Annotated in this window: 16 protein-coding genes and 1 tRNA gene; 8 read left to right on the plus strand and 9 right to left on the minus strand. The window is 71.3% G+C overall.

Annotated features, from left to right (window positions below):
* The first annotated feature begins 72 nt into the window (after nucleotides 1–72).
* The 5 genes from ACZ4Z5_RS10945 to ACZ4Z5_RS10965 all read left to right on the plus strand — a co-directional run bounded on the left by ACZ4Z5_RS10945 (nucleotide 73) and on the right by ACZ4Z5_RS10965 (nucleotide 3,750).
* Complete coding sequence (locus ACZ4Z5_RS10945; protein ID WP_468259821.1) at nucleotides 73–324, plus strand: hypothetical protein; 252 nt, start codon at nucleotides 73–75, stop codon at nucleotides 322–324.
* Nucleotides 325–360: 36 nt separating this feature from the next.
* Nucleotides 361–1,545: a TerD family protein gene (locus ACZ4Z5_RS10950; RefSeq protein WP_468259824.1), complete on the plus strand. Its 1,185-nt coding sequence runs from the start codon at nucleotides 361–363 to the stop codon at nucleotides 1,543–1,545.
* A gap of 312 nt (nucleotides 1,546–1,857) precedes the next feature.
* Entirely contained in the window at nucleotides 1,858–2,511 is a 654-nt protein-coding gene (locus ACZ4Z5_RS10955; RefSeq protein WP_468259827.1) for a hypothetical protein, read from the plus strand.
* A 229-nt stretch (nucleotides 2,512–2,740) separates the two neighbouring features.
* Nucleotides 2,741–3,286: a flavoprotein gene (locus ACZ4Z5_RS10960; protein ID WP_468259829.1), complete on the plus strand. Its 546-nt coding sequence runs from the start codon at nucleotides 2,741–2,743 to the stop codon at nucleotides 3,284–3,286.
* A gap of 53 nt (nucleotides 3,287–3,339) precedes the next feature.
* A complete protein-coding gene (locus tag ACZ4Z5_RS10965) occupies nucleotides 3,340–3,750 on the plus strand; it encodes a VOC family protein (protein ID WP_468259832.1) in 411 nt (136 codons plus the stop codon).
* A gap of 95 nt (nucleotides 3,751–3,845) precedes the next feature.
* Here ACZ4Z5_RS10965 and ACZ4Z5_RS10970 read toward each other — a convergent pair whose 3' ends face one another.
* The 5 genes from ACZ4Z5_RS10970 to ACZ4Z5_RS10990 all read right to left on the minus strand — a co-directional run bounded on the left by ACZ4Z5_RS10970 (nucleotide 3,846) and on the right by ACZ4Z5_RS10990 (nucleotide 10,501).
* On the minus strand, nucleotides 3,846–4,430 hold the full coding sequence (locus tag ACZ4Z5_RS10970) for an RICIN domain-containing protein (RefSeq protein WP_468259835.1): 585 nt from the start codon (nucleotides 4,428–4,430) through the stop codon (nucleotides 3,846–3,848).
* A 371-nt stretch (nucleotides 4,431–4,801) separates the two neighbouring features.
* Complete coding sequence (locus tag ACZ4Z5_RS10975) at nucleotides 4,802–6,388, minus strand: TROVE domain-containing protein (protein WP_468259838.1); 1,587 nt, start codon at nucleotides 6,386–6,388, stop codon at nucleotides 4,802–4,804.
* Nucleotides 6,389–6,743: 355 nt separating this feature from the next.
* Nucleotides 6,744–6,813 (minus strand) — tRNA-Met (locus ACZ4Z5_RS10980).
* 44 nt (nucleotides 6,814–6,857) lie between these two features.
* Entirely contained in the window at nucleotides 6,858–8,321 is a 1,464-nt protein-coding gene (locus tag ACZ4Z5_RS10985; RefSeq protein WP_468259841.1) for an alkaline phosphatase PhoX, read from the minus strand.
* A gap of 602 nt (nucleotides 8,322–8,923) precedes the next feature.
* Nucleotides 8,924–10,501: a hypothetical protein gene (locus ACZ4Z5_RS10990; RefSeq protein ID WP_468259844.1), complete on the minus strand. Its 1,578-nt coding sequence runs from the start codon at nucleotides 10,499–10,501 to the stop codon at nucleotides 8,924–8,926.
* A 219-nt stretch (nucleotides 10,502–10,720) separates the two neighbouring features.
* Here ACZ4Z5_RS10990 and ACZ4Z5_RS10995 point away from each other — a divergent pair, with 219 nt between their 5' ends.
* Together ACZ4Z5_RS10995 and dapA are read left to right on the plus strand one after the other, a co-directional pair.
* On the plus strand, nucleotides 10,721–12,568 hold the full coding sequence (locus ACZ4Z5_RS10995) for an endonuclease/exonuclease/phosphatase family protein (protein WP_468259847.1): 1,848 nt from the start codon (nucleotides 10,721–10,723) through the stop codon (nucleotides 12,566–12,568).
* Between the two features lie 149 nt (nucleotides 12,569–12,717).
* Nucleotides 12,718–13,602: a 4-hydroxy-tetrahydrodipicolinate synthase gene (gene dapA, locus ACZ4Z5_RS11000; RefSeq protein WP_468259850.1), complete on the plus strand. Its 885-nt coding sequence runs from the start codon at nucleotides 12,718–12,720 to the stop codon at nucleotides 13,600–13,602.
* A gap of 33 nt (nucleotides 13,603–13,635) precedes the next feature.
* Here the strand turns inward: dapA and dapD are convergent, their stop codons facing one another.
* Nucleotides 13,636–14,625 (minus strand): 2,3,4,5-tetrahydropyridine-2,6-dicarboxylate N-succinyltransferase, encoded by a 990-nt coding sequence (dapD, locus tag ACZ4Z5_RS11005; RefSeq protein ID WP_468259853.1) that lies wholly within the window; start codon nucleotides 14,623–14,625, stop codon nucleotides 13,636–13,638.
* A gap of 43 nt (nucleotides 14,626–14,668) precedes the next feature.
* On the minus strand, nucleotides 14,669–14,887 hold the full coding sequence (locus tag ACZ4Z5_RS11010) for a hypothetical protein (RefSeq protein ID WP_468259856.1): 219 nt from the start codon (nucleotides 14,885–14,887) through the stop codon (nucleotides 14,669–14,671).
* Nucleotides 14,888–15,032: 145 nt separating this feature from the next.
* Here ACZ4Z5_RS11010 and ACZ4Z5_RS11015 point away from each other — a divergent pair, with 145 nt between their 5' ends.
* Nucleotides 15,033–15,917: a winged helix-turn-helix transcriptional regulator gene (locus ACZ4Z5_RS11015; RefSeq protein ID WP_468259859.1), complete on the plus strand. Its 885-nt coding sequence runs from the start codon at nucleotides 15,033–15,035 to the stop codon at nucleotides 15,915–15,917.
* Here ACZ4Z5_RS11015 and ACZ4Z5_RS11020 read toward each other — a convergent pair.
* Both ACZ4Z5_RS11020 and ACZ4Z5_RS11025 read right to left on the minus strand, forming a co-directional pair.
* A complete protein-coding gene (locus ACZ4Z5_RS11020; RefSeq protein ID WP_468259862.1) occupies nucleotides 15,892–16,215 on the minus strand; it encodes a DMT family transporter in 324 nt (107 codons plus the stop codon). The two genes, ACZ4Z5_RS11015 and ACZ4Z5_RS11020, sit on opposite strands and share 26 nt — an antisense overlap.
* Nucleotides 16,216–16,334: 119 nt before the next feature.
* Nucleotides 16,335–16,871: a TetR/AcrR family transcriptional regulator gene (locus ACZ4Z5_RS11025; protein WP_468259865.1), complete on the minus strand. Its 537-nt coding sequence runs from the start codon at nucleotides 16,869–16,871 to the stop codon at nucleotides 16,335–16,337.
* Nucleotides 16,872–16,958: the final 87 nt, after the last annotated feature.

The raw sequence follows: 16,958 nt of genomic DNA on the forward strand, positions 1-16,958 counted from the left end.
CCGCCCTTCACCCGGTCGCTCCGTGCGTAAATTCCGTTGCCGTGCGGTACCGCCGACGACAGATTGGGAGTCATGCCGAGACCCTCAGGATTCACCTATGACCAGCGCCCGGACGGAACGGTCGTCATCACCCACGGCGGCCGCTCCGCCGGAACCCTCCGCGGCAGCCGGGCCGAGCGGTTCCTCGCGGAATGCGAGGCGGGTGACCCCCAGTTGGTGATGGCCCGCTGGACGGGGAACTACAAACGGGGCAACGAACGCACCGCCCGGAACCACCCGCGCAACGCCCCGGCCGCAGGTGGCAACGCCTCCGGCCGCAGGTAAGGGAACGGTAAAGCGGCCTCGCTCGTTACGAGGGGCATGACCGCTATGACCCCTGGCTCGAACATCCCGCTCCCCACCGCCCGTGTGGTGGTGGACGTCACCGCACCGGTGCGGCTCGACGTGTCGGGTCTGCTGCTCACCGCCGACGGCAAGGTGCGTTCCGACGACGATTTCATCTTCTACAACCAGCCCACCGGCCCGGGCGTCACCCACCGGTCCGGCGCGGGCGCCGCTCCCGACGCCATCGTGGTGGACACCACGGCCGTCCCGGCGGGCATCGAGAAGATTGTCGTCACCGCGAGCCCGGACGCGGCCGGCCAGACCTTCCAGGGCATCGAGCCGACCGCCACGGTCCGCGACGCCGACGGCGGCGCCGTGATCGCCACGTTCACCCCGCCGCAGCTCGGCGCCGAGACGGCACTCGTGGTCATGGAGGTCTACCTGCGCAACGGAGCCTGGAAGGTCAGGGCCGTCGGACAGGGCTATGCGAACGGCCTGGCGGGCATCGCCACCGACTTCGGCGTCACGGTCGACGAGCAGCCCGCCGCCGCACCGGCCCCGGCGGCCCCCGCCCCCGTGGACCCGCGGACCGCCGCCGCGCCACCTGCCCCCGCCGCGCCCCCGGCCGCCGCACCGGCCGGCGGCAAGATCAACCTCGACAAGGGCAGGGTCAGCCTCCAGAAGAACCAGACCGTCTCGCTGGTCAAGGGCGGCCGCCCGCTGCTGAGCCAGGTCAAGATGGGCCTGGGCTGGGAGCCCGCGTACCGCGGGAAGGACATCGACCTCGACGCCTCCGTCATCGCCTACGGTCCGCGGCGCAACCACCTCGACAGCTGCTACTTCGGCAAACTGTCCATCCTGGGCGGCGCCGTCAAGCACTCCGGCGACAACCTCACCGGCGAGGGCAGCGGGGACGACGAGGTCATCGTCGTCGACCTGGGCCGCCTCCCCGCCGAGGCGACCGGCCTCGTCTTCACGGTCAACTCCTTCTCCGGCCAGAAGTTCACCGAGGTGGCCAAGGCGTACTGCCGTCTGATCGACGCCACGAGCGGCGAGGAGCTCGTCCGCTTCGACCTGACGAGCGCCGAGCCGCAGACGGGCGTGATGATGGCCAAACTCATCCGCCAGTTCAGCGGCGAATGGGAGATGACGGCCATGGGCAGTTTCGTGAAGGCCCGCACGGTGCGCGGGATGGTGAAGCCGGCAGCCGAGGCTCTGTAGGAAATCGCAGGTCAGGGGGCCATCAGCGTCACGTGAGGCACCGCTTCCAACCGTCCGGGCGGCCTGGGGAGCCGCGCGGCGGGCGCGGTACCCGAAGGCTGGAGGGCCACTTCCGAATCTTGTTCGGTGGGCCGCCAAGTGCAAGGCTGTTCCCGTAGGAGTCCCTTTTCACGGCAGCTGGTGGTTCCAAGCAGCGGCTCAGCGGTGTGCGACGAGGCGTTGCAGGCTGTGGCCGGCCATAGATGCCGCGTTCCATATCGGCCTGGCGCACCGCCCCTCCGACGGACGTATGTCCGTGGGAAGGAGATTGCTGTGCGCAACAAACGACCACTGATATTGCTTGCTCCCGGCCTTGTCGCCTCCCTCGTGCTGTCGCCGGTCGTCACCACACAGGCCGCCGCCGCCCCTGCGCCCGCGCACGTCATGACGGCAGCCCCGAACGTCGACCCTGAGCCGAAGCCGGACGTCACCACCGTCCCCGAGTACAGTCAGGCCCGCACGAAGGGCTGGGTGCAGGGTGAAAAGGACGCCCGTGCCGACTTCAGCAAAAACGTGAAGCGGGCCATGCCGCCTGTGCCGAAGGGCTACAACCCCGCCGCGTATGGGCTGCGCGAGGGCTATCGCCAGGGATACATCGTCACCTATGCCCTCCTCGAACATGAGGAGATAAAGGAGCCCGTCGACATTCTGAAGAAGATCACCCCAGAGGTGTTCGGAGAAGACGACGATTCGGGCAGCAAGGTGGACAAGCCTGAGAACACTGGCACCAACAAGCAGGACCCGGGCACCACACAACACCAACCGGACACCGCCCCGAAGCAGGACCCGGGCACCACACAACACGACCCGGGGACCGCCCCGAAGCAGGACCCGGGCACCACTGACACCGCTCCGCAGGACGAGTCGGGCACCACCCAGCACGAGCCGCAGAACACCGACAACCAGCAGGATTCCGGCGGGAACTAGGGCCGCCATTCGGCGAGGCCCGGATGACAGTGACCGGCAGGGCGTCGAGATGCTCGTCGGTCAGCCGGCGCCGAGCCCCTCACGGATTCGCCGCGCGATAGTGGGCGTTTCGCGTACGGGGCATGGTCAAATCCGCCGCCGAGGCGCTGCAGGGCGCGTCCGCACCATGGCCGAAAGGGCGCGGACCCCGAGTTGACCAAGATCCACTGTGCAGGGTGGGATAGCGGGCATGACGTCACCGACCCTGTACCTGTTCAGCAGCGCCGCACCTCCCGTCTTCGACATCGCCCGAGTCGTCGAGGAGGCGCAGAGCGACGGCTGGGACGTCTGCCTGGGGCTGACCCCCACCGCTGCGCGCTGGCTGGAGGTGAGTCTGGACGGGCTGGCAGCACTCACCGGCCACCCGGTCAGGACCGCGTACCGGATGCCCGGCGAGCCGGACGTGTGGCCGGAGCCTACCGCGGTCCTCCTCGCGCCGGCCACGTTCCACAGCCTCAACGCCTGGGCGCTGGGGCTCACCGGATCGCTGGTGGTCGGCATAGCCGCGGAGGCCATGGGCAGCGGCGTCCCCACGATCACCGTTCCGTGCACCAATACCGCCCAGACCCGGCACCCGCAGTACGTCCAGTCCCTGACGACACTGCGGGGCGCGGGCGTCTCGGTCCTCGACGGCGACGGCCGGTTCCCCGTACCGCTGGGTGACCTCGGCCCCGAGCACTTCCCCTGGCGCCTCGCCCTGGACGGGGCACGCGCGGCGCTCCGTCCGTCCGTCTGACCTTCCGCCCGCGTAGGCTGCCGACAGGAAAATCGGCACAGAAGGAGCAGATCGTGTCATCTCGCCTCAACCCGTACATCAGCTTCCCCGGCACCGCGCAGCAGGCCATGGACTTCTACCAGAGCGTCTTCGGCGGCAATCTGACGCTGAACACCTACGGGGAGTCCGGGGGCGGCACCGGGCAGGACGACAAGATCATGCACAGCCTGCTGGAGACCGACCGCGGATTCACGCTGATGGGCGCCGACTCCCCGCCCGGGATGGAGCACCGGCCGGGGAACGACATCGCGGTGAGCCTGAGCGGCGACGATTCGGACGACCTGCGCGGCTACTGGGACAAGCTGTCCGACGGCGGCACCGTGACGGTTCCGCTGGAAAGGCAGATGTGGGGCGATGTGTTCGGCATGTGCACGGACAAGTTCGGCATCACGTGGATGGTCAACATCAGCGAACCGCAGGCCTGATCCGGCCAACGGCCCCGCCGGCTCCCGACGACCGCACGCGTACGTGCCGTGCGGCGGCCGCCGGAGATGCGAGGCGGCCGCCGCGGACACCGGTCTCAGTACCAGAGCTGGTTCTCGGTGTTGTTGAACTGCCACACCTGCGTGTAGCTCCCGTTCGCCGTCAGGTGGTTGTTCACGTCAAGGGCGCCGCCGTTGAACCGGTTCTGCCACTCGTAGACGGTCTTGTAGCCGCCTTCGATCCACTTGGTTCCGTGGGCGATCAGAATCCACTGCTGACTGGACCGGTAGACGTAGCCACTGCAGTTCCACTGGTGCACACGAACGCCGTTGCCGGTCCACGGCCCCTGGATGTCCATGCATTTCCCGGTGTAGAGGTTCCTGATCCGGTAGTAGGAGTAGGAACCGACCGAGCCTTCCTTGCTGAAACACCAGAGCTGCGGCGTCTCATTGCGGTTCTCCCAGATGACGACCCGTGCCCCGTCCGAGGTGCTCGGGCCCGCCACCTCCGCGACGGTCCTGACGCCCCTGGCCTTGGTCGCCTGGACCGCTCCCAGCCATTGCGGCCTTCCTCCCGCGTTCCAGGAGCTGCCGTACTTGTCGAGACAGCGATTGTCGGCGGCACTTGCCGAAGAAGCTGACACCAGAACCAAGGCGCTGCTGAGGGTCATCAGCGTCGCCATGCTCAGGAGCATGGACCCGATGCGTCTCAAGGCGTGTTCCATCGAACCTCCCTTTCCCGTGCACCGATCCGGAACCACTTCTCCATCCCCGCGGCCGGACTTTTTCAATCCATGCACGCGATCGTCCATCCACGGACTCGGGGAGGTCCGCGCAGGGGGCGTCGACGGGATCGATCGTGTCCGGAGGCGGAGTACGAGAAGGGGCGCCTCCGGGCAGCGGAAGGCCCCGCCCCCTGCATCACGGGGACGGGGCCGGGTCCGAGGAGCGCCAGCAGCTCGGATGGATGAGCTTCCACCGTAGCGGCGGGCACCGACATCGGACGGGGACTCCGGCCGAGAGGTGCCCGCTTCCGGTGGGACCGGGAAGACCCCTAGTCCTCCCAGGGCCAGCGGGCCGACCGGCCCGCCTCGAGCAGCGGGACGATACGGAACGCTGCGTCCGACAGGCCTCCGAAGGTGTGCCGGGCGGCCGTGCCGGAGGGGCCGTGGCCCGTGCGGTGGCCCGCGAGGTTGCAGGTGTAGACCGGGACGTCCGCCGGGACCAGCGAGGTGGGGTCGCCGAGGCGGTGGTACGCCGCCTGCTCGTCGGTGACGATCAGCACCCGGTCGTGCTTCCGGTAATGCCGGCGCACCGCCTCCGCGGTGTTCGTGCCGCCCAGGTTGTCGAAGCGGCCCAGCACCTTGAGGACGGACTCCCCCTTCCGGAACCGCACCTGGGCGCTGCTCGTACCGAACTCCACGAGGTCCGCGTCGGCCGCGCGCATCGCCACGGCCGTACCGAAGACCGCCGCTGCGTCCGCACGGGTGAGCTCGGAGCGGTCGGAGAGCCGCGAGTAGAACATGGAGCCCGAACGGTCGACGAGGACCAGCGTCCGGCCGGGCAGCTCCGGCACGTTCGCCAGCGAGTGGCCGAGCGCCTTCTCCAGCGGGTACGACCAGCGCAGCGACGGCGCGTGCTGGTACGCGGCGAGGTAGCGGAACGGGAACTGACGCGACCTCGCGACCGCGTCCGGGTCGGAGATCCGCGCCGCCACCAGCGCCGCGACCTCGTCCGAGACGCGCGCCTCGTCGAAGTTCCGCAGATTGCGCACCAGGGCCATCGGCCCCATCGACGGGATCACGGCCTCCCACGCGGCGGCGTCCATCGGCCCCTGGAGCCAGCCCGCGAGAGCCTCCCAGGTCATACCGGCCTCGCTCAGCCGCTCGGCGGCGTCCGGGGCGGTGACCACGGCCCGGCGCTCCGCCACCGGCACGGCCATCAGCGCCCGGTGGGCCGTCAGGGTGCGGTCCGAGACGGGCGGTTCCGCGGTGTCGGGGTTGTGCCGGCGGTCCAGGGCGTACCGGAACAGCTCGCCCTGCCAGGGCTTGGCCGGGTCGGGGGCGGCGTGCACCAGGTTGAGGACGTCGCCGAAGCGGTAGCCCTTGGACGCGGTGTCGTACTTGAGCAGGGACGCACCGGAGTAGAGGCGGCGCACCGCGTCCGCGATCCCGCGCTTCACGGGCTTGGGCACATTGCGGCCGTACGTCGCGGTCCAGTAGGCGAGCAGCTCGCCGGGCTCGTCGGGGCGGCGCAGCACGGAGGCGACGACCTGACGGTTCGAAGGGCCGTCCTCGGCTCCGGCCTCGAGACGTGCCTTCACGTACTCGGCGGCGCCGACGACCGACGCGGTCCGCATGTTTCCCTCGCCGCGCAGCCAGCCGAGCAGTCCCGCGGTCCACGCGGGATCCTCGACGGCGAGCCGGCGTACGAGTGCCGCATAGCGGTCGTCGCGCTGCTCACCGCTCTCGTAGAAGGTCTGCTGGGACACGAAGTTGGCGACCGCGAGCAGGAAGAGCTCGGAGCAGGCGTCCCTGAGGTGTCCACGGCCGCCGTTGTGGTTGACCGTGGTCCGCCCGGTCGTCGTCACGGGCGAGGTGACCTGTGCGCGCCTGGGCGCGCGGATGTTGAAACGTGCCATGGTGGTTCCCCCGTACTCACACGTACGGGAGGCACGGCAGAGCGGCGTGCCCGAGATCGGAAGTCGGCGACGGGCTACGAATACAGCTGCTCTACTCGCTGAGCTACGCCGGCCGTCGGCCGGCGGCGGGACTCGAACCCGCGACCCGCTGTCCGGAAGAAGTATCCGTCACCTGCGCACCGGGCACACCGGTGCCTGAGCCTCCCGAGATCAGGATGGTCACGGCGTGGGATTCGATGGAAACGAAGTAGCCGTGGCCGGCGCACCGGGAGGTGCATGAAGTTGTGGTGTCCAGAGATCGGGATCGGCGGAACCGACAAGGTGCTCTACCGACTGAGCTACACCGGCCCGAAGCCGGTGACGGGACTCGAACCCGCGGCCGCCCCATTATGAGTGGAAGTAGGTCCTGCCTGCGCACCTGGACGTGGACGACTCTAGGCGGTGGGCCGTCCTGCCCGCCAAGGAATTTTCAGCGGCAGGGCTGACGGCGCCAGGGGCCGGTGATCGCGACCATGATGCCGGGGGTCTGGATGCTGGCGAACAGGGTCCGTCCGTCGGCGGAGAACGTCACACCGGCGAACTCGCTGTACTCCGGCTCCTCCGCTGTGCCGATGTTCAGGTCGTTGCGCGCCACGGGGTAGGTGCGGCCGTCGTCCGTGGCACCGAACAGGTGCTGGATGCCCTCACCGTCCTCGGCGATGATCAGGCCGCCGTACGGGGACACGGTGATGTTGTCCGGGCCGTCGAGCGCACCGTCCTCGCCGGGCGCCGCGTTGACCCCCAGCAGCACCTTCAGCCTCAGGGTGCGGCGCTTGGGATCGTAGAACCAGACCTGGCCGTCGTGCGGCGTGCCCGGGCTCTCGGCGCGGGCGTAGGACGACACGATGTACGCGCCGCCGTCCGCCCACCACATGCCCTCCAGCTTGCGGGCCCGGGTGACCTCGCCGGGACCGAACTGCTTGCGCACGTCGACCGTCCGGGCGTCCCGGTCGGGCACGTCGACCCAGTCGACGCCGTAGACCGTGCCGATGGCCGTGGCGCGGGAGAGATCGTCGACGAACCGTCCGCTCCGGTCGTAGCAGCGGGGCGCCTGGAGGACACCGGCGTCGTCGGCGAGCCGGCGGAACTGGCCGCGGCCGTGCCGGAAGCCGTGCGGCGGGACCCAGCGGTAGAGGAGGCCGTTGGGGCCGGCGGCGTCCTCGGTCAGATAGGCGTGGCCGCGCCGGGGGTCGATGACCACGGCCTCGTGGTCGTAGCGGCCGAGGGCCTTGATGGGCTTCGGGTCGCGGTTGGCGCGGCGGTCGTAGGGGTCGACCTCGAAGACGTAGCCGTGGTCCTTGGTCATGTCCTTCTCGCCGGCCCGGTCGGAGTTCTCCTCGCAGGTGAGCCAGGTGCCCCAGGAGGTGCGTCCGCCGGCGCAGTTGGTGGAGGTGCCGGCGATGCCGACCCACTCGGCGACGCGCCCGTCGGGACGGACCTCCACGACGGTGCAGCCGCCGGCGGCGGCCGGGTCGTACACCAGGCCCTCGGTGAGCGGCACGGGGTACGTCCACTTGGAGCGCTTGCCCTTGAGCTCGTGGTTGTTCACCAGCAGGGTCCCGCCGCGCGGCCCTTCGAAGGCTGCGGTTCCGTCGTGGTTGGACGGGGTCCACTCGCCGGAGTCGAGCTTGGTGACCCCGCTGTGGGTGATGACGCGGTACGTGAATCCGGCCGGCAGGGCGAGCATGCCCTTCGGGTCGGGCAGCAGGGGGCCGTAGCCCGGCTCGGGCCGGTGCCGGCGCGCCCCGGCGTCCTCGTGCCCCGCCGGGTCCGCGGGGGCCTCCACGGCGAGCGCTCCGGGAGCGGTGGCCAGTGCGCCGACGGTGCCGGTGAGGGCGATCCCGGCGCCGGTGAGTGCGGATCGTGCGGCGAAGTCCCTGCGGCTGAGCGGCATCGGTCCTCCTGAGGGCCGTTGACATTGTCATGCGGTGCGGCGACACGCTCCCGCCCACGCATGAACGCGAGTTGAACGTGCGCGGACGAGGATCGGTCGTCCGTCACCATGCCCCGGGGAGGGGCCGGTGGACCACCACGCGTGCCGGACGGACGGGTCGGGACCAGCGTCCCAGCAGGGTGAGCGAACCCGACGAACCGCCACGCGTCGTCCGGGCAGGGCCGGCAGGCCGGAACCGCTCCTTCGCGGAAGGGTGCGGGGTGAGGCGTCCGCGAGCACGGCCGACGGCGACGGGCAGGGAGCAGCACCGGAGGAGCGGCGCGGTGCACGGAAGGGGCGGGAGCCTGCCCGGCGCCCCGACGGGCCTGGGCGGGTCGGCGTTCCACGGGTCGGCGCCCCGATCGGCGTTCCGCGGGCCGGCGCCCCGATCGGCGTTCCGCGGGCCGGCGCCCCGACGGCCCTGGTCGGGCCGCCGGAACGGACGCGGGGCCGCACGCGACTCGCGCGGGATCCTGTGCGTGGGCTCACGCGGGCTCGGCGCCGGGACGGGCCACGGACGCTGCGGCGCACGGGCTCGTGCGCAAGCTCCGGTCCGCGGGGCTTCACCCCCGCCCGCGGGACCTCGCCCGGTACGCCGCCCTGCGGGCCTGCTTCGCCGTGGCGCGGTCCGGGTGGAGCCGTCCGATCGCCTCCAGGACGTCCGCCGTGGCGGGGTGGTCGGTGCGCCACGCGGTGTCGAGGAATCCGCCGTGGCCGCCGACGAGGCCCTCCACCAGGTCCTGGAGGCCCGCCAGTTGTCCCTCGGGCACCGAGCCTGACCCCGATGCCGCCAGCTGTGCCGCGATGGTGTCCACGGCCAGCCAGTAGACCATCGCCTCCGGCGGTGGCGGGACGTCCGCGGCGCCGTGCTCGGCGAGCCACACACGGGCGAGTCCGCCCAGTTCGGAGTCGTCGAGGACCTCGCGGACCGCGGGTTCCGCCGCCGGGCCGGTGAGCGGGAGGACCTGCTGGCAGTGCAGCCGCCGCAGTGGTGCGGCGGGGTCGGCTCCCCGCGCCGCGTCGAGCAGTTCCCGCGCTGCGGCGAGGGGCTCGCGCCGGGCGACCCACTGCTCGGCCTCGGCCCGTCCCGCGCCCTCGGAGTACCGGGCGAGCCCGTCGAGGAAGGCTGCCGCGTCCTGCGTGGCGAGTCGGCCGACGACGGGCGCGTCGACGCCGTCCGCGAGCAGCCGGGAGCGCACGCCGTAGCGGCCGAGCGGGGTGAGCCGGACCATGCCGTACCGGGCCACGTCGTCCTCGTCCACGGGCGGCACGGCTTCGTCGGCCGTCTCGTCCTCCTCGGTCATCAGGGCTTCGTCGACCGGGCTGTACTCGACGAGACCGATGGCGTCCAGCAGCCGGAACTGGCGGTCGAGCCGCATCATCGCGTCCGAGACCTGTTCCAGGGCGTCGTCGGTGGGTTCGCCGGTCCCGGCGGGGACGATCACCGACGCGGCGAGTGCCGGGAGCGGCACCGGACCGGCACCGGTCCGGTTCTCGCCGGCCGTGAGCAGGTAGAGATTGCCGAGCACCCCGTCGAGGAACGCACTCTCCGCCTTGGGATCCCAGGTGAGCCGGCCGAGGTCGATCCGGCCGTCCTCCCCGACGAGGTCCGCGACGTCGTCGAACACCGGGGCGGTGGCGTCGGCGAGCACTGCCTCCAGGGCGTCCAGCCAGATCGCGAGGACGTCGCGCGGTGAACCCCCGGTGAGCAGCCGGAGATTATCACCGGCGCAGACGGTTCCATGACCGTGCCCCTCGCGTCCGGCTCCGTTCCCGCGCCCGGCCCGGAGTCCGGCCTCGTCCGCGACGACGGCACCGGCACCGGCACCGGCACCGGCACCGGGGCCGGGGCCGGGGCCGGGGCCGGGGCCGACGTCGACGAGCCCGGTGTCGACCGCGACCCGCCATGCCTCGCTCGCCAGGGCCGCGCCCTCCTCGTCGGACTCCAGACCCAACGCTTCCGCGGCTTCGGCCAGTTGGTCGTCGGCCAGCTCGCCGCCCACACCGGTGCGGGTGCCGGGACCGGCCCAGCGAGCGAGCCGTGCCGCCCGCGAGAGGAGCGGCGTGCCCAGTGCGTCCCGCGCGAGTTCGGCGTCGGAGTGCAGCCGCACCGGCGGCAGGCTGGGACGGTCTCCGGGCATCTGGCGGCTCTCCTCCGGGACGTGATGGGCGATGTAGCTCAGCGTAGACGCATTCGCCCGATGACGACCGGTTCATCTACCTGTCAGTAACCGTGCATCCTGCGGCCCTTGACAAGTCGCTCACGCGTGTCAGTAATTGACGCGCGGCGTGTCCGTCGTTGACGCGCGTAGAAATCTTTCACTCCGTCCCTCACTGACCAAGATCCGGAGTCTTCCTTCATGCCAGCCGTCTCTTCGTCCTCCCTGCCCAGACACTCCGCGGTCGCCGCGGTGGTGGCCACCGCACTGGCCGCCGGGCTGCTCGCCGGTGCGTCCACCGCGTCCGCCGCCGAGGTCCGGATCCACGACATCCAGGGCACCACCCGCACGTCCCCGCTGGCCGGGCAGGCGGTGACGGACGTGACCGGTATCGTCACGGGCGTCCGCACCTACGGCTCCAAGGGCTTCTGGATCCAGGCCGCCGACAGCGAGGCCGACGCCGACCCGGCCACCAGCGAGGGCCTGTTCGTCTTCACGAGCTCCGCACCGACCGTCGCCGTGGGCGACGCGGTCAAGGTCTCCGGCACCGTCACCGAGTACGTGCCCGGCGGCCTCAAATCCGGCAACCAGTCGATCACCCAGATAACCAAGCCCACGGTCACCGTGGTCTCCTCCGGCAACGCGCTGCCCACGCCGTTCACCCTCTCCGCGAGGACCGTCCCCTCCGCGTACGCCCCCGAGGGCGACCCCGCGGCCGGCGGTTCCGTCAACTCCCTGCCGCTGCAGCCCTCGCGGTACGCCCTGGACCGCTACGAGTCGCTGGAGGGCATGAACGTCCGTATCGGCAGCTCGCGCGTGGTCGGCGCCACCGACCCGTACCACGAGCTGTGGGTCACCGTGAAGCCGCGGGAGAACGCCAACCGCCGCGGCGGCACGGTCTACGGCTCGTACGAGGACCAGAACACCGGCCGTCTGCAGATCCAGCAGCTCGCCCCCATCGCCGAGAAGCCCTTCCCGAAGGCGAACGTGGGTGACGTGCTGTCCGGCACCACGGAAGGCCCGCTGGACTTCAACCAGTTCGGCGGCTACACCCTCACCGCCCGCACCCTCGGCACCGTGACCGACAACGGCCTGCAGCGGGAGGTCACCCGCAAGCAGCGCCGTGACGAGCTGGCGGTCGCCACGTACAACGTGGAGAACCTGGACCCGAGCGACCCGCAGTCCAAGTTCGACGCGCTGGCCGCTGCCGCGGTGAAGAACCTCTCCTCGCCGGACATCCTCGCCCTGGAGGAGATCCAGGACAACACGGGCGCGAAGAACGACGGTACGGTCGCCGCCGATGTGACGCTGAAGAAGTTCACGGACGCGATCGTCGCCGCCGGCGGCCCGGCCTACCAGTGGCGGTCCGTCGACCCGCAGAACAACAAGGACGGCGGCGAGCCCGGCGGCAACATCCGCCAGGTGTTCCTCTTCAACCCCGAGCGGGTCTCCTTCACGGACCGTTCCGCGGGTGACGCCACGGCCGCGACCGAGGTGACCAAGGGCGAGCGCGGCCAGGCCGCCCTCACCCACTCCCCCGGCCGGATCGACCCTGCGAACGCCGCCTGGGAGAACAGCCGCAAGCCGCTGGCCGGGGAGTTCACCTTCCGCGGCCGCACGGTCTTCGTGATCGCCAACCACTTCGGCTCGAAGGGCGGCGACGAGGGCCTCGCGTCCCACCACCAGCCGCCGGCCCGCCCGTCGGAGGCGAAGCGGCTCCAGCAGGCGCAGGCGGTCAACACCTTCGTCAAGGACATCCTCGCGGTGCAGCGCCGCGCCGACGTCGTCGTCCTGGGCGACATCAACGACTTCGAGTTCTCGGAGACCACGAAGGCGCTGACGGACGGTGGTGCGCTGCGCGCCGCGATCAAGTCGCTGCCTCGCAGCGAGCGTTACTCGTACGTCTACCAGGGCAACAGCCAGGTGCTGGACCAGATCCTGACCAGCCCGTCGATCTGCGACTTCAGCTACGACAGCGTCCACATCAACGCGGAGTTCGCGGAGCAGAACAGCGACCACGACCCGCAGGTGCTGCGCTTCCGTCCGTAGTCCCGTCGGCGCTCACGCCCCGGGGCGGCAAAGGGTGTTCGCCACCCTCCCCGCCCTGGGGCGTGCGTCATTTTTGTTGAGCAATGCTTACCCTTCCCCTCAAGAAGATCTAAGTAGACCTTCACGATCCTGTGTGCAGAGACTGGATCATGGAGACCACGAGCACACCCCGCCCCTTCGGCCGCGCGCTCTGCGCGATGATCACCCCGTTCGCCGCGGACGGTGAACTCGACCTGGACACCGCGCAGAAGCTGGCCGCACACCTGGTCGACGAGGGCGGCTGCGACGGTCTGGTGGTCAACGGCACCACGGGCGAGTCCCCGACCACGTCGGACGCCGAGAAGACCGCGCTGGTGCGGGCCGTGGTGGAGGCGGTCGGCGACCGGGCGGCCGTCGTCGCGGGCGTGGGCAGCGCGAGCACCCGGCACACCGTGGACCTGGCGCGCTCCGCGGAGTCGGCGGGCGCGGACGGACTCCTCGTGGTCACCCCGTACTACAGCCGCCCGCCGCAGGACGCCGTCGCGGCGCACTTCACGACTGTCGCGGACGGCGTGGGCGTGCCCCTGATGCTGTACGACATCCCCGGCCGCACCGGCACCCGCATCGAACCGGAGACCATGCTGCGGCTCGCGGGACACGAGCGGATCGTGGCGGTGAAGGACTGCTCGTACGACCTGCTGAACAGCACGAAGGGCATCGCGCGCACCGGTCTGGCGTACTACTCGGGCAGCGAGGAGCTGAACCTCCCGCTGTACGCGGTGGGCGGCGCGGGCTTCGTCAGCACGGTCGCGAACGTCGCCCCGCGGCAGATGCGGGCGGTGCTCGACGCCTACGACGCGGGCGACACCGCGGGCGCCGCGCTGCTGTGCCGGCGGGTGCTGCCGCTCGTCGAGCTGATGATGGCGTCGGGCCTGCCCGGCACGGTGACGGTCAAGGCCCTGCTCGGCGGCACGGTCCGGGAACCGCTGCAGCCCGCCGGCCGTGAGGTGGCCGACGGGCTGCGGGCGGAGTACGAACGGCTCGTAGGGGCTTAGCCCCTCGCGTCCGGTGTCCGGTCCGTCCGTGCGTCAGTTGTGGCTGTGCAGGATGTCGTTGAGGCCGCCCCACACCGCGTTGTTCGGGCGGGCCTCGACGGTGCCGGTCACCGAGTTGCGGCGGAAGAGGATGTTGGAGGCGCCGGACAGCTCACGGGCCTTCACGACCTGGCCGTCGGGCATGGTGATCCGGGTGCCGGCCGTGACGTACAGACCGGCCTCGACGACGCACTCGTCGCCGAGCGCGATGCCGACGCCCGCCTCGGCGCCGATCAGACAGCGCTCGCCGACGGTGATGATCTCCTTGCCGCCGCCGGAGAGGGTGCCCATGGTGGAGGCGCCGCCACCGATGTCGGACCCGTCGCCGATGACGACACCGGCGGAGATCCGGCCCTCGACCATGGAGGTGCCGAGGGTGCCGGCGTTGAAGTTGACGAAGCCCTCGTGCATGACCGTGGTGCCCTCTGCCAGGTGGGCGCCGAGCCGGACGCGGTCGGCGTCGGCGATGCGCACGCCCTTGGGGGCCACGTAGTCCGTCATCCGCGGGAACTTGTCGATCGAGGTGACCTGGAGGTGCAGGCCCTCGGCACGGGCGTTCAGCCGCACCGTCTCGACCTGGTCGACGGCGACCGGGCCGAGCGAGGTCCAGGCGACGTTGGCGAGCAGACCGAAGACGCCGTCGAGGTTCTGGCCGTGCGGCTTCACCAGACGGTGGGAGAGCAGGTGCAGACGCAGGTAGGCGTCGTGCGCGTCCAGCGGCTTGTCGTCGAGCGAGGCGATGACCGTACGGACGGCGACCACCTCGACGCCCCGGCGTGCGTCCGGCCCGATCGCCTTGGCGGCACCCTCGCCGAGCAGCTCGACGGCGCGCTCGGCGGAGAGGCGCTCGGTGCCGGCCGGGCCGGGCTCGGCGGACAGTTCGGGGGCGGGGAACCAGGTGTCGAGGACCGTGCCGTCGGCGGTGAGCGTGGCGAGTCCGGCGGCGACGGCGCCGGTGGTGCGAGAAGCAGTCGTGTCGGTCATGGCACGAACCTAACCGGCCACCGGCCGCTCGGGCGAACCGGTCTCATGGAACGGGCCCGCGGCCGCCGTCACGGTGCGCGCCGCCCTCACCGTCCGAGACCGGCCGGCCGGCAAGCACCGCGGTGCCCGCGGCCGCGCCCAGCACGGCGCACAACGGCCGGAGAAGGCCGGGCGCGGTGGCGTCGAGCGCGCCGCCGAGCGGGGCGGCGCGGATCGTGCCGGTGACGGAGACCCCCGCGTACAGGCTCCGGAAGCGCCCCATCGCGCGGTCGGGGGCTTCGAGGGGCGGGGCAGCGGTGAAGGGCGACAGCGGCGGGGCGGTTCCACGCCGGACCCGTGAGTTCCTTTTGGGAACTCACTATGCCAACATGGCAGCCTCGGGTCAACGCCAGGGGAAGGACAGGGGTATGGCCCGCAGGACGAGCCTCGGCGACGCCGACTGCGCCATCGCGCAGGCCCTCGACGTCGTCGGCGACTGGTGGACCCTGCTGATCGTGCGCGACACCGCACGCGGGGTGCACCGCTTCGACGCGCTCCAAGAGGAACTGGGCATGTCCCGCAAGGTGCTCACCGAACGGCTCCGGCTGCTGGTGGACGCCGGGGTGCTGTCGCGCGAGCCGTACCAGGACCGTCCGGTCCGCCACGAGTACCGGCTCACCCCGCGCGGCAGGGCCCTGCTGCCCGTACTGATCGCACTCCAGGACTGGGGGGACACCTGGGTGCTGGGGGAAGGGGAGACCATGGCGACCACGGACGAGGCGTCCCACGAGGCCGCGAGGGTGCACGCACTGAAGGGGGCACGGCTGCCGGAGCTGACGCTCAGCGACTACGACGGCGAACCGCGCGATCCCGTCGCGGACACCCCCTACACCGTCCTCTACTGCTTCCCGAGCGCCTTCGCGCGCCGTGACGCCTACCCGCCCGGCTGGGCCGGCATCCCCGGCGCCCAGGGCTGCACCCTGGAGTCCTGCACCTACCGCGACCAGCTGGCGGAGTTCACCGCCGCCGGGGCCACCGTGCACGGCGTGTCCACCCAGCGCCCCGACGAACAGCGGGCGTTCGCCGACAAGGAGCGGCTGCGCTTCCCCCTGCTGTCCGACGCGGACCTGGAGCTGGCCGCGGCCCTGCGGCTGCCGACGTTCCGCGCCGCGGGCGTGAGCCGGCTGAAGCGGCTGACCCTGGTCGTCGACCGCGACCGGACGGTCCGCGAGGTCCTCTACCCGGTCACCGACATCGCGGCGAGCGTCGAGGCCGCGCTGGCCGTGGTCAGTGGGCGGCCCCGCCGAGGTTGAGGAGCACCACGCCGCCGATGACGAGGGCGATGCCGGCGAGCTTCACCGCGCTCGCGGTCTCCCCCAGGAACACCATGCCGATCGCGGCCACGACCGCCGTGCCCACACCGGACCAGATGGCGTACGCGGTGCCGACGGACATGGACTTCAGGGTCAGGGAGAGGAAGTAGAAGGCCACGGCGTACCCGGAGACCGTGATCAGCGAGGGCAAGAGCCTGGTGAAGCCCTCGCTGTACTTCATCGCCGTCGTCGCGGCTATCTCGGAGCCGATCGCGCAGGCGAGGAGGAGGTATGGCATGTGTACGAGCGTACACATCGCCCTGTCATCCCTTCACACCGGATGCCCGCGGCGTCCACAGGGAGCCGACGGCGTGAGCGCACGGAACGCCCGCCGCCTGCCCGCGGGATCCTCCGCCGTCACGGGACCAGCCGGGCCAGCATCTCCCGTGCGTACTCCTCGTCGTACGTCCCGCCGGTCAGCAGCGCCTGGAGGCAGATGCCGTCCATCAGCGCGACGAGGGCCCGCGCGGTCACCGGATCGGTGCGCCGGGCCAGGTGCTCCGCCACCCCGTCGGTCCACTCGGCGGCGACCGGCCGTAGTGCCGGGCGCCGGAGCGCGGCGAGATACAGCTCGTACTCCAGCTCCACGCCGACGCGGTCCGCGGTCAGCCACTCCCCCATCAGCCGGGCGAGTTCCGTCGGCAGATCGGCGTCCGGACCGGCAAGGGCGCCGCTCTCCCGGATCATCGCCGCGAAGCCCTCGTTGGCCTGGCGCAGCGCGGCGACCATCAGGTCGTCCAGCGTCCTGAAGTGGTAGGTGGTCGAGCCCAGCGGCACGTCCGCCTCGGCGGCGACGCTGCGGTGGCTCAGCCCCGCGATGCCGCTGCGCCCCACCACCCGGAGAGCGGCGTCGATGATGCGCTGACGGCGGTCGGGATCGTAGCGGCGGACCATGCCGACGAACGTACACGCCGCACCCGCTACCGTGTGCGCACCGGAAAGGGGCCCGGGAGGGTCGGGCAAGAGATACACGGGGAGCAC

The sequence above is a fragment of the Streptomyces sp. NPDC030222 genome (assembly GCF_055573115.1).

Bases quoted from the DNA above. Each gene is read 5' to 3' on its own strand.
- ACZ4Z5_RS10945 (WP_468259821.1), top strand. From the start codon at position 73: ATGCCGAGACCCTCAGGATTCACCTATGACCAGCGCCCGGACGGAACG.
- ACZ4Z5_RS10950 (WP_468259824.1), top strand. From the start codon at position 361: ATGACCGCTATGACCCCTGGCTCGAACATCCCGCTCCCCACCGCCCGT.
- ACZ4Z5_RS10960 (WP_468259829.1), top strand. From the start codon at position 2,741: ATGACGTCACCGACCCTGTACCTGTTCAGCAGCGCCGCACCTCCCGTC.
- ACZ4Z5_RS10970 (WP_468259835.1), bottom strand. From the start codon at position 4,430: ATGGCGACGCTGATGACCCTCAGCAGCGCCTTGGTTCTGGTGTCAGCT.
- ACZ4Z5_RS10975 (WP_468259838.1), bottom strand. From the start codon at position 6,388: ATGGCACGTTTCAACATCCGCGCGCCCAGGCGCGCACAGGTCACCTCG.
- ACZ4Z5_RS10985 (WP_468259841.1), bottom strand. From the start codon at position 8,321: ATGCCGCTCAGCCGCAGGGACTTCGCCGCACGATCCGCACTCACCGGC.
- ACZ4Z5_RS10990 (WP_468259844.1), bottom strand. From the start codon at position 10,501: ATGCCCGGAGACCGTCCCAGCCTGCCGCCGGTGCGGCTGCACTCCGAC.
- ACZ4Z5_RS10995 (WP_468259847.1), top strand. From the start codon at position 10,721: ATGCCAGCCGTCTCTTCGTCCTCCCTGCCCAGACACTCCGCGGTCGCC.
- dapA (WP_468259850.1), top strand. From the start codon at position 12,718: ATGGAGACCACGAGCACACCCCGCCCCTTCGGCCGCGCGCTCTGCGCG.
- dapD (WP_468259853.1), bottom strand. From the start codon at position 14,625: ATGACCGACACGACTGCTTCTCGCACCACCGGCGCCGTCGCCGCCGGA.
- ACZ4Z5_RS11010 (WP_468259856.1), bottom strand. From the start codon at position 14,887: ATGGGGCGCTTCCGGAGCCTGTACGCGGGGGTCTCCGTCACCGGCACG.
- ACZ4Z5_RS11015 (WP_468259859.1), top strand. From the start codon at position 15,033: ATGGCCCGCAGGACGAGCCTCGGCGACGCCGACTGCGCCATCGCGCAG.
- ACZ4Z5_RS11020 (WP_468259862.1), bottom strand. From the start codon at position 16,215: ATGCCATACCTCCTCCTCGCCTGCGCGATCGGCTCCGAGATAGCCGCG.
- ACZ4Z5_RS11025 (WP_468259865.1), bottom strand. From the start codon at position 16,871: ATGGTCCGCCGCTACGATCCCGACCGCCGTCAGCGCATCATCGACGCC.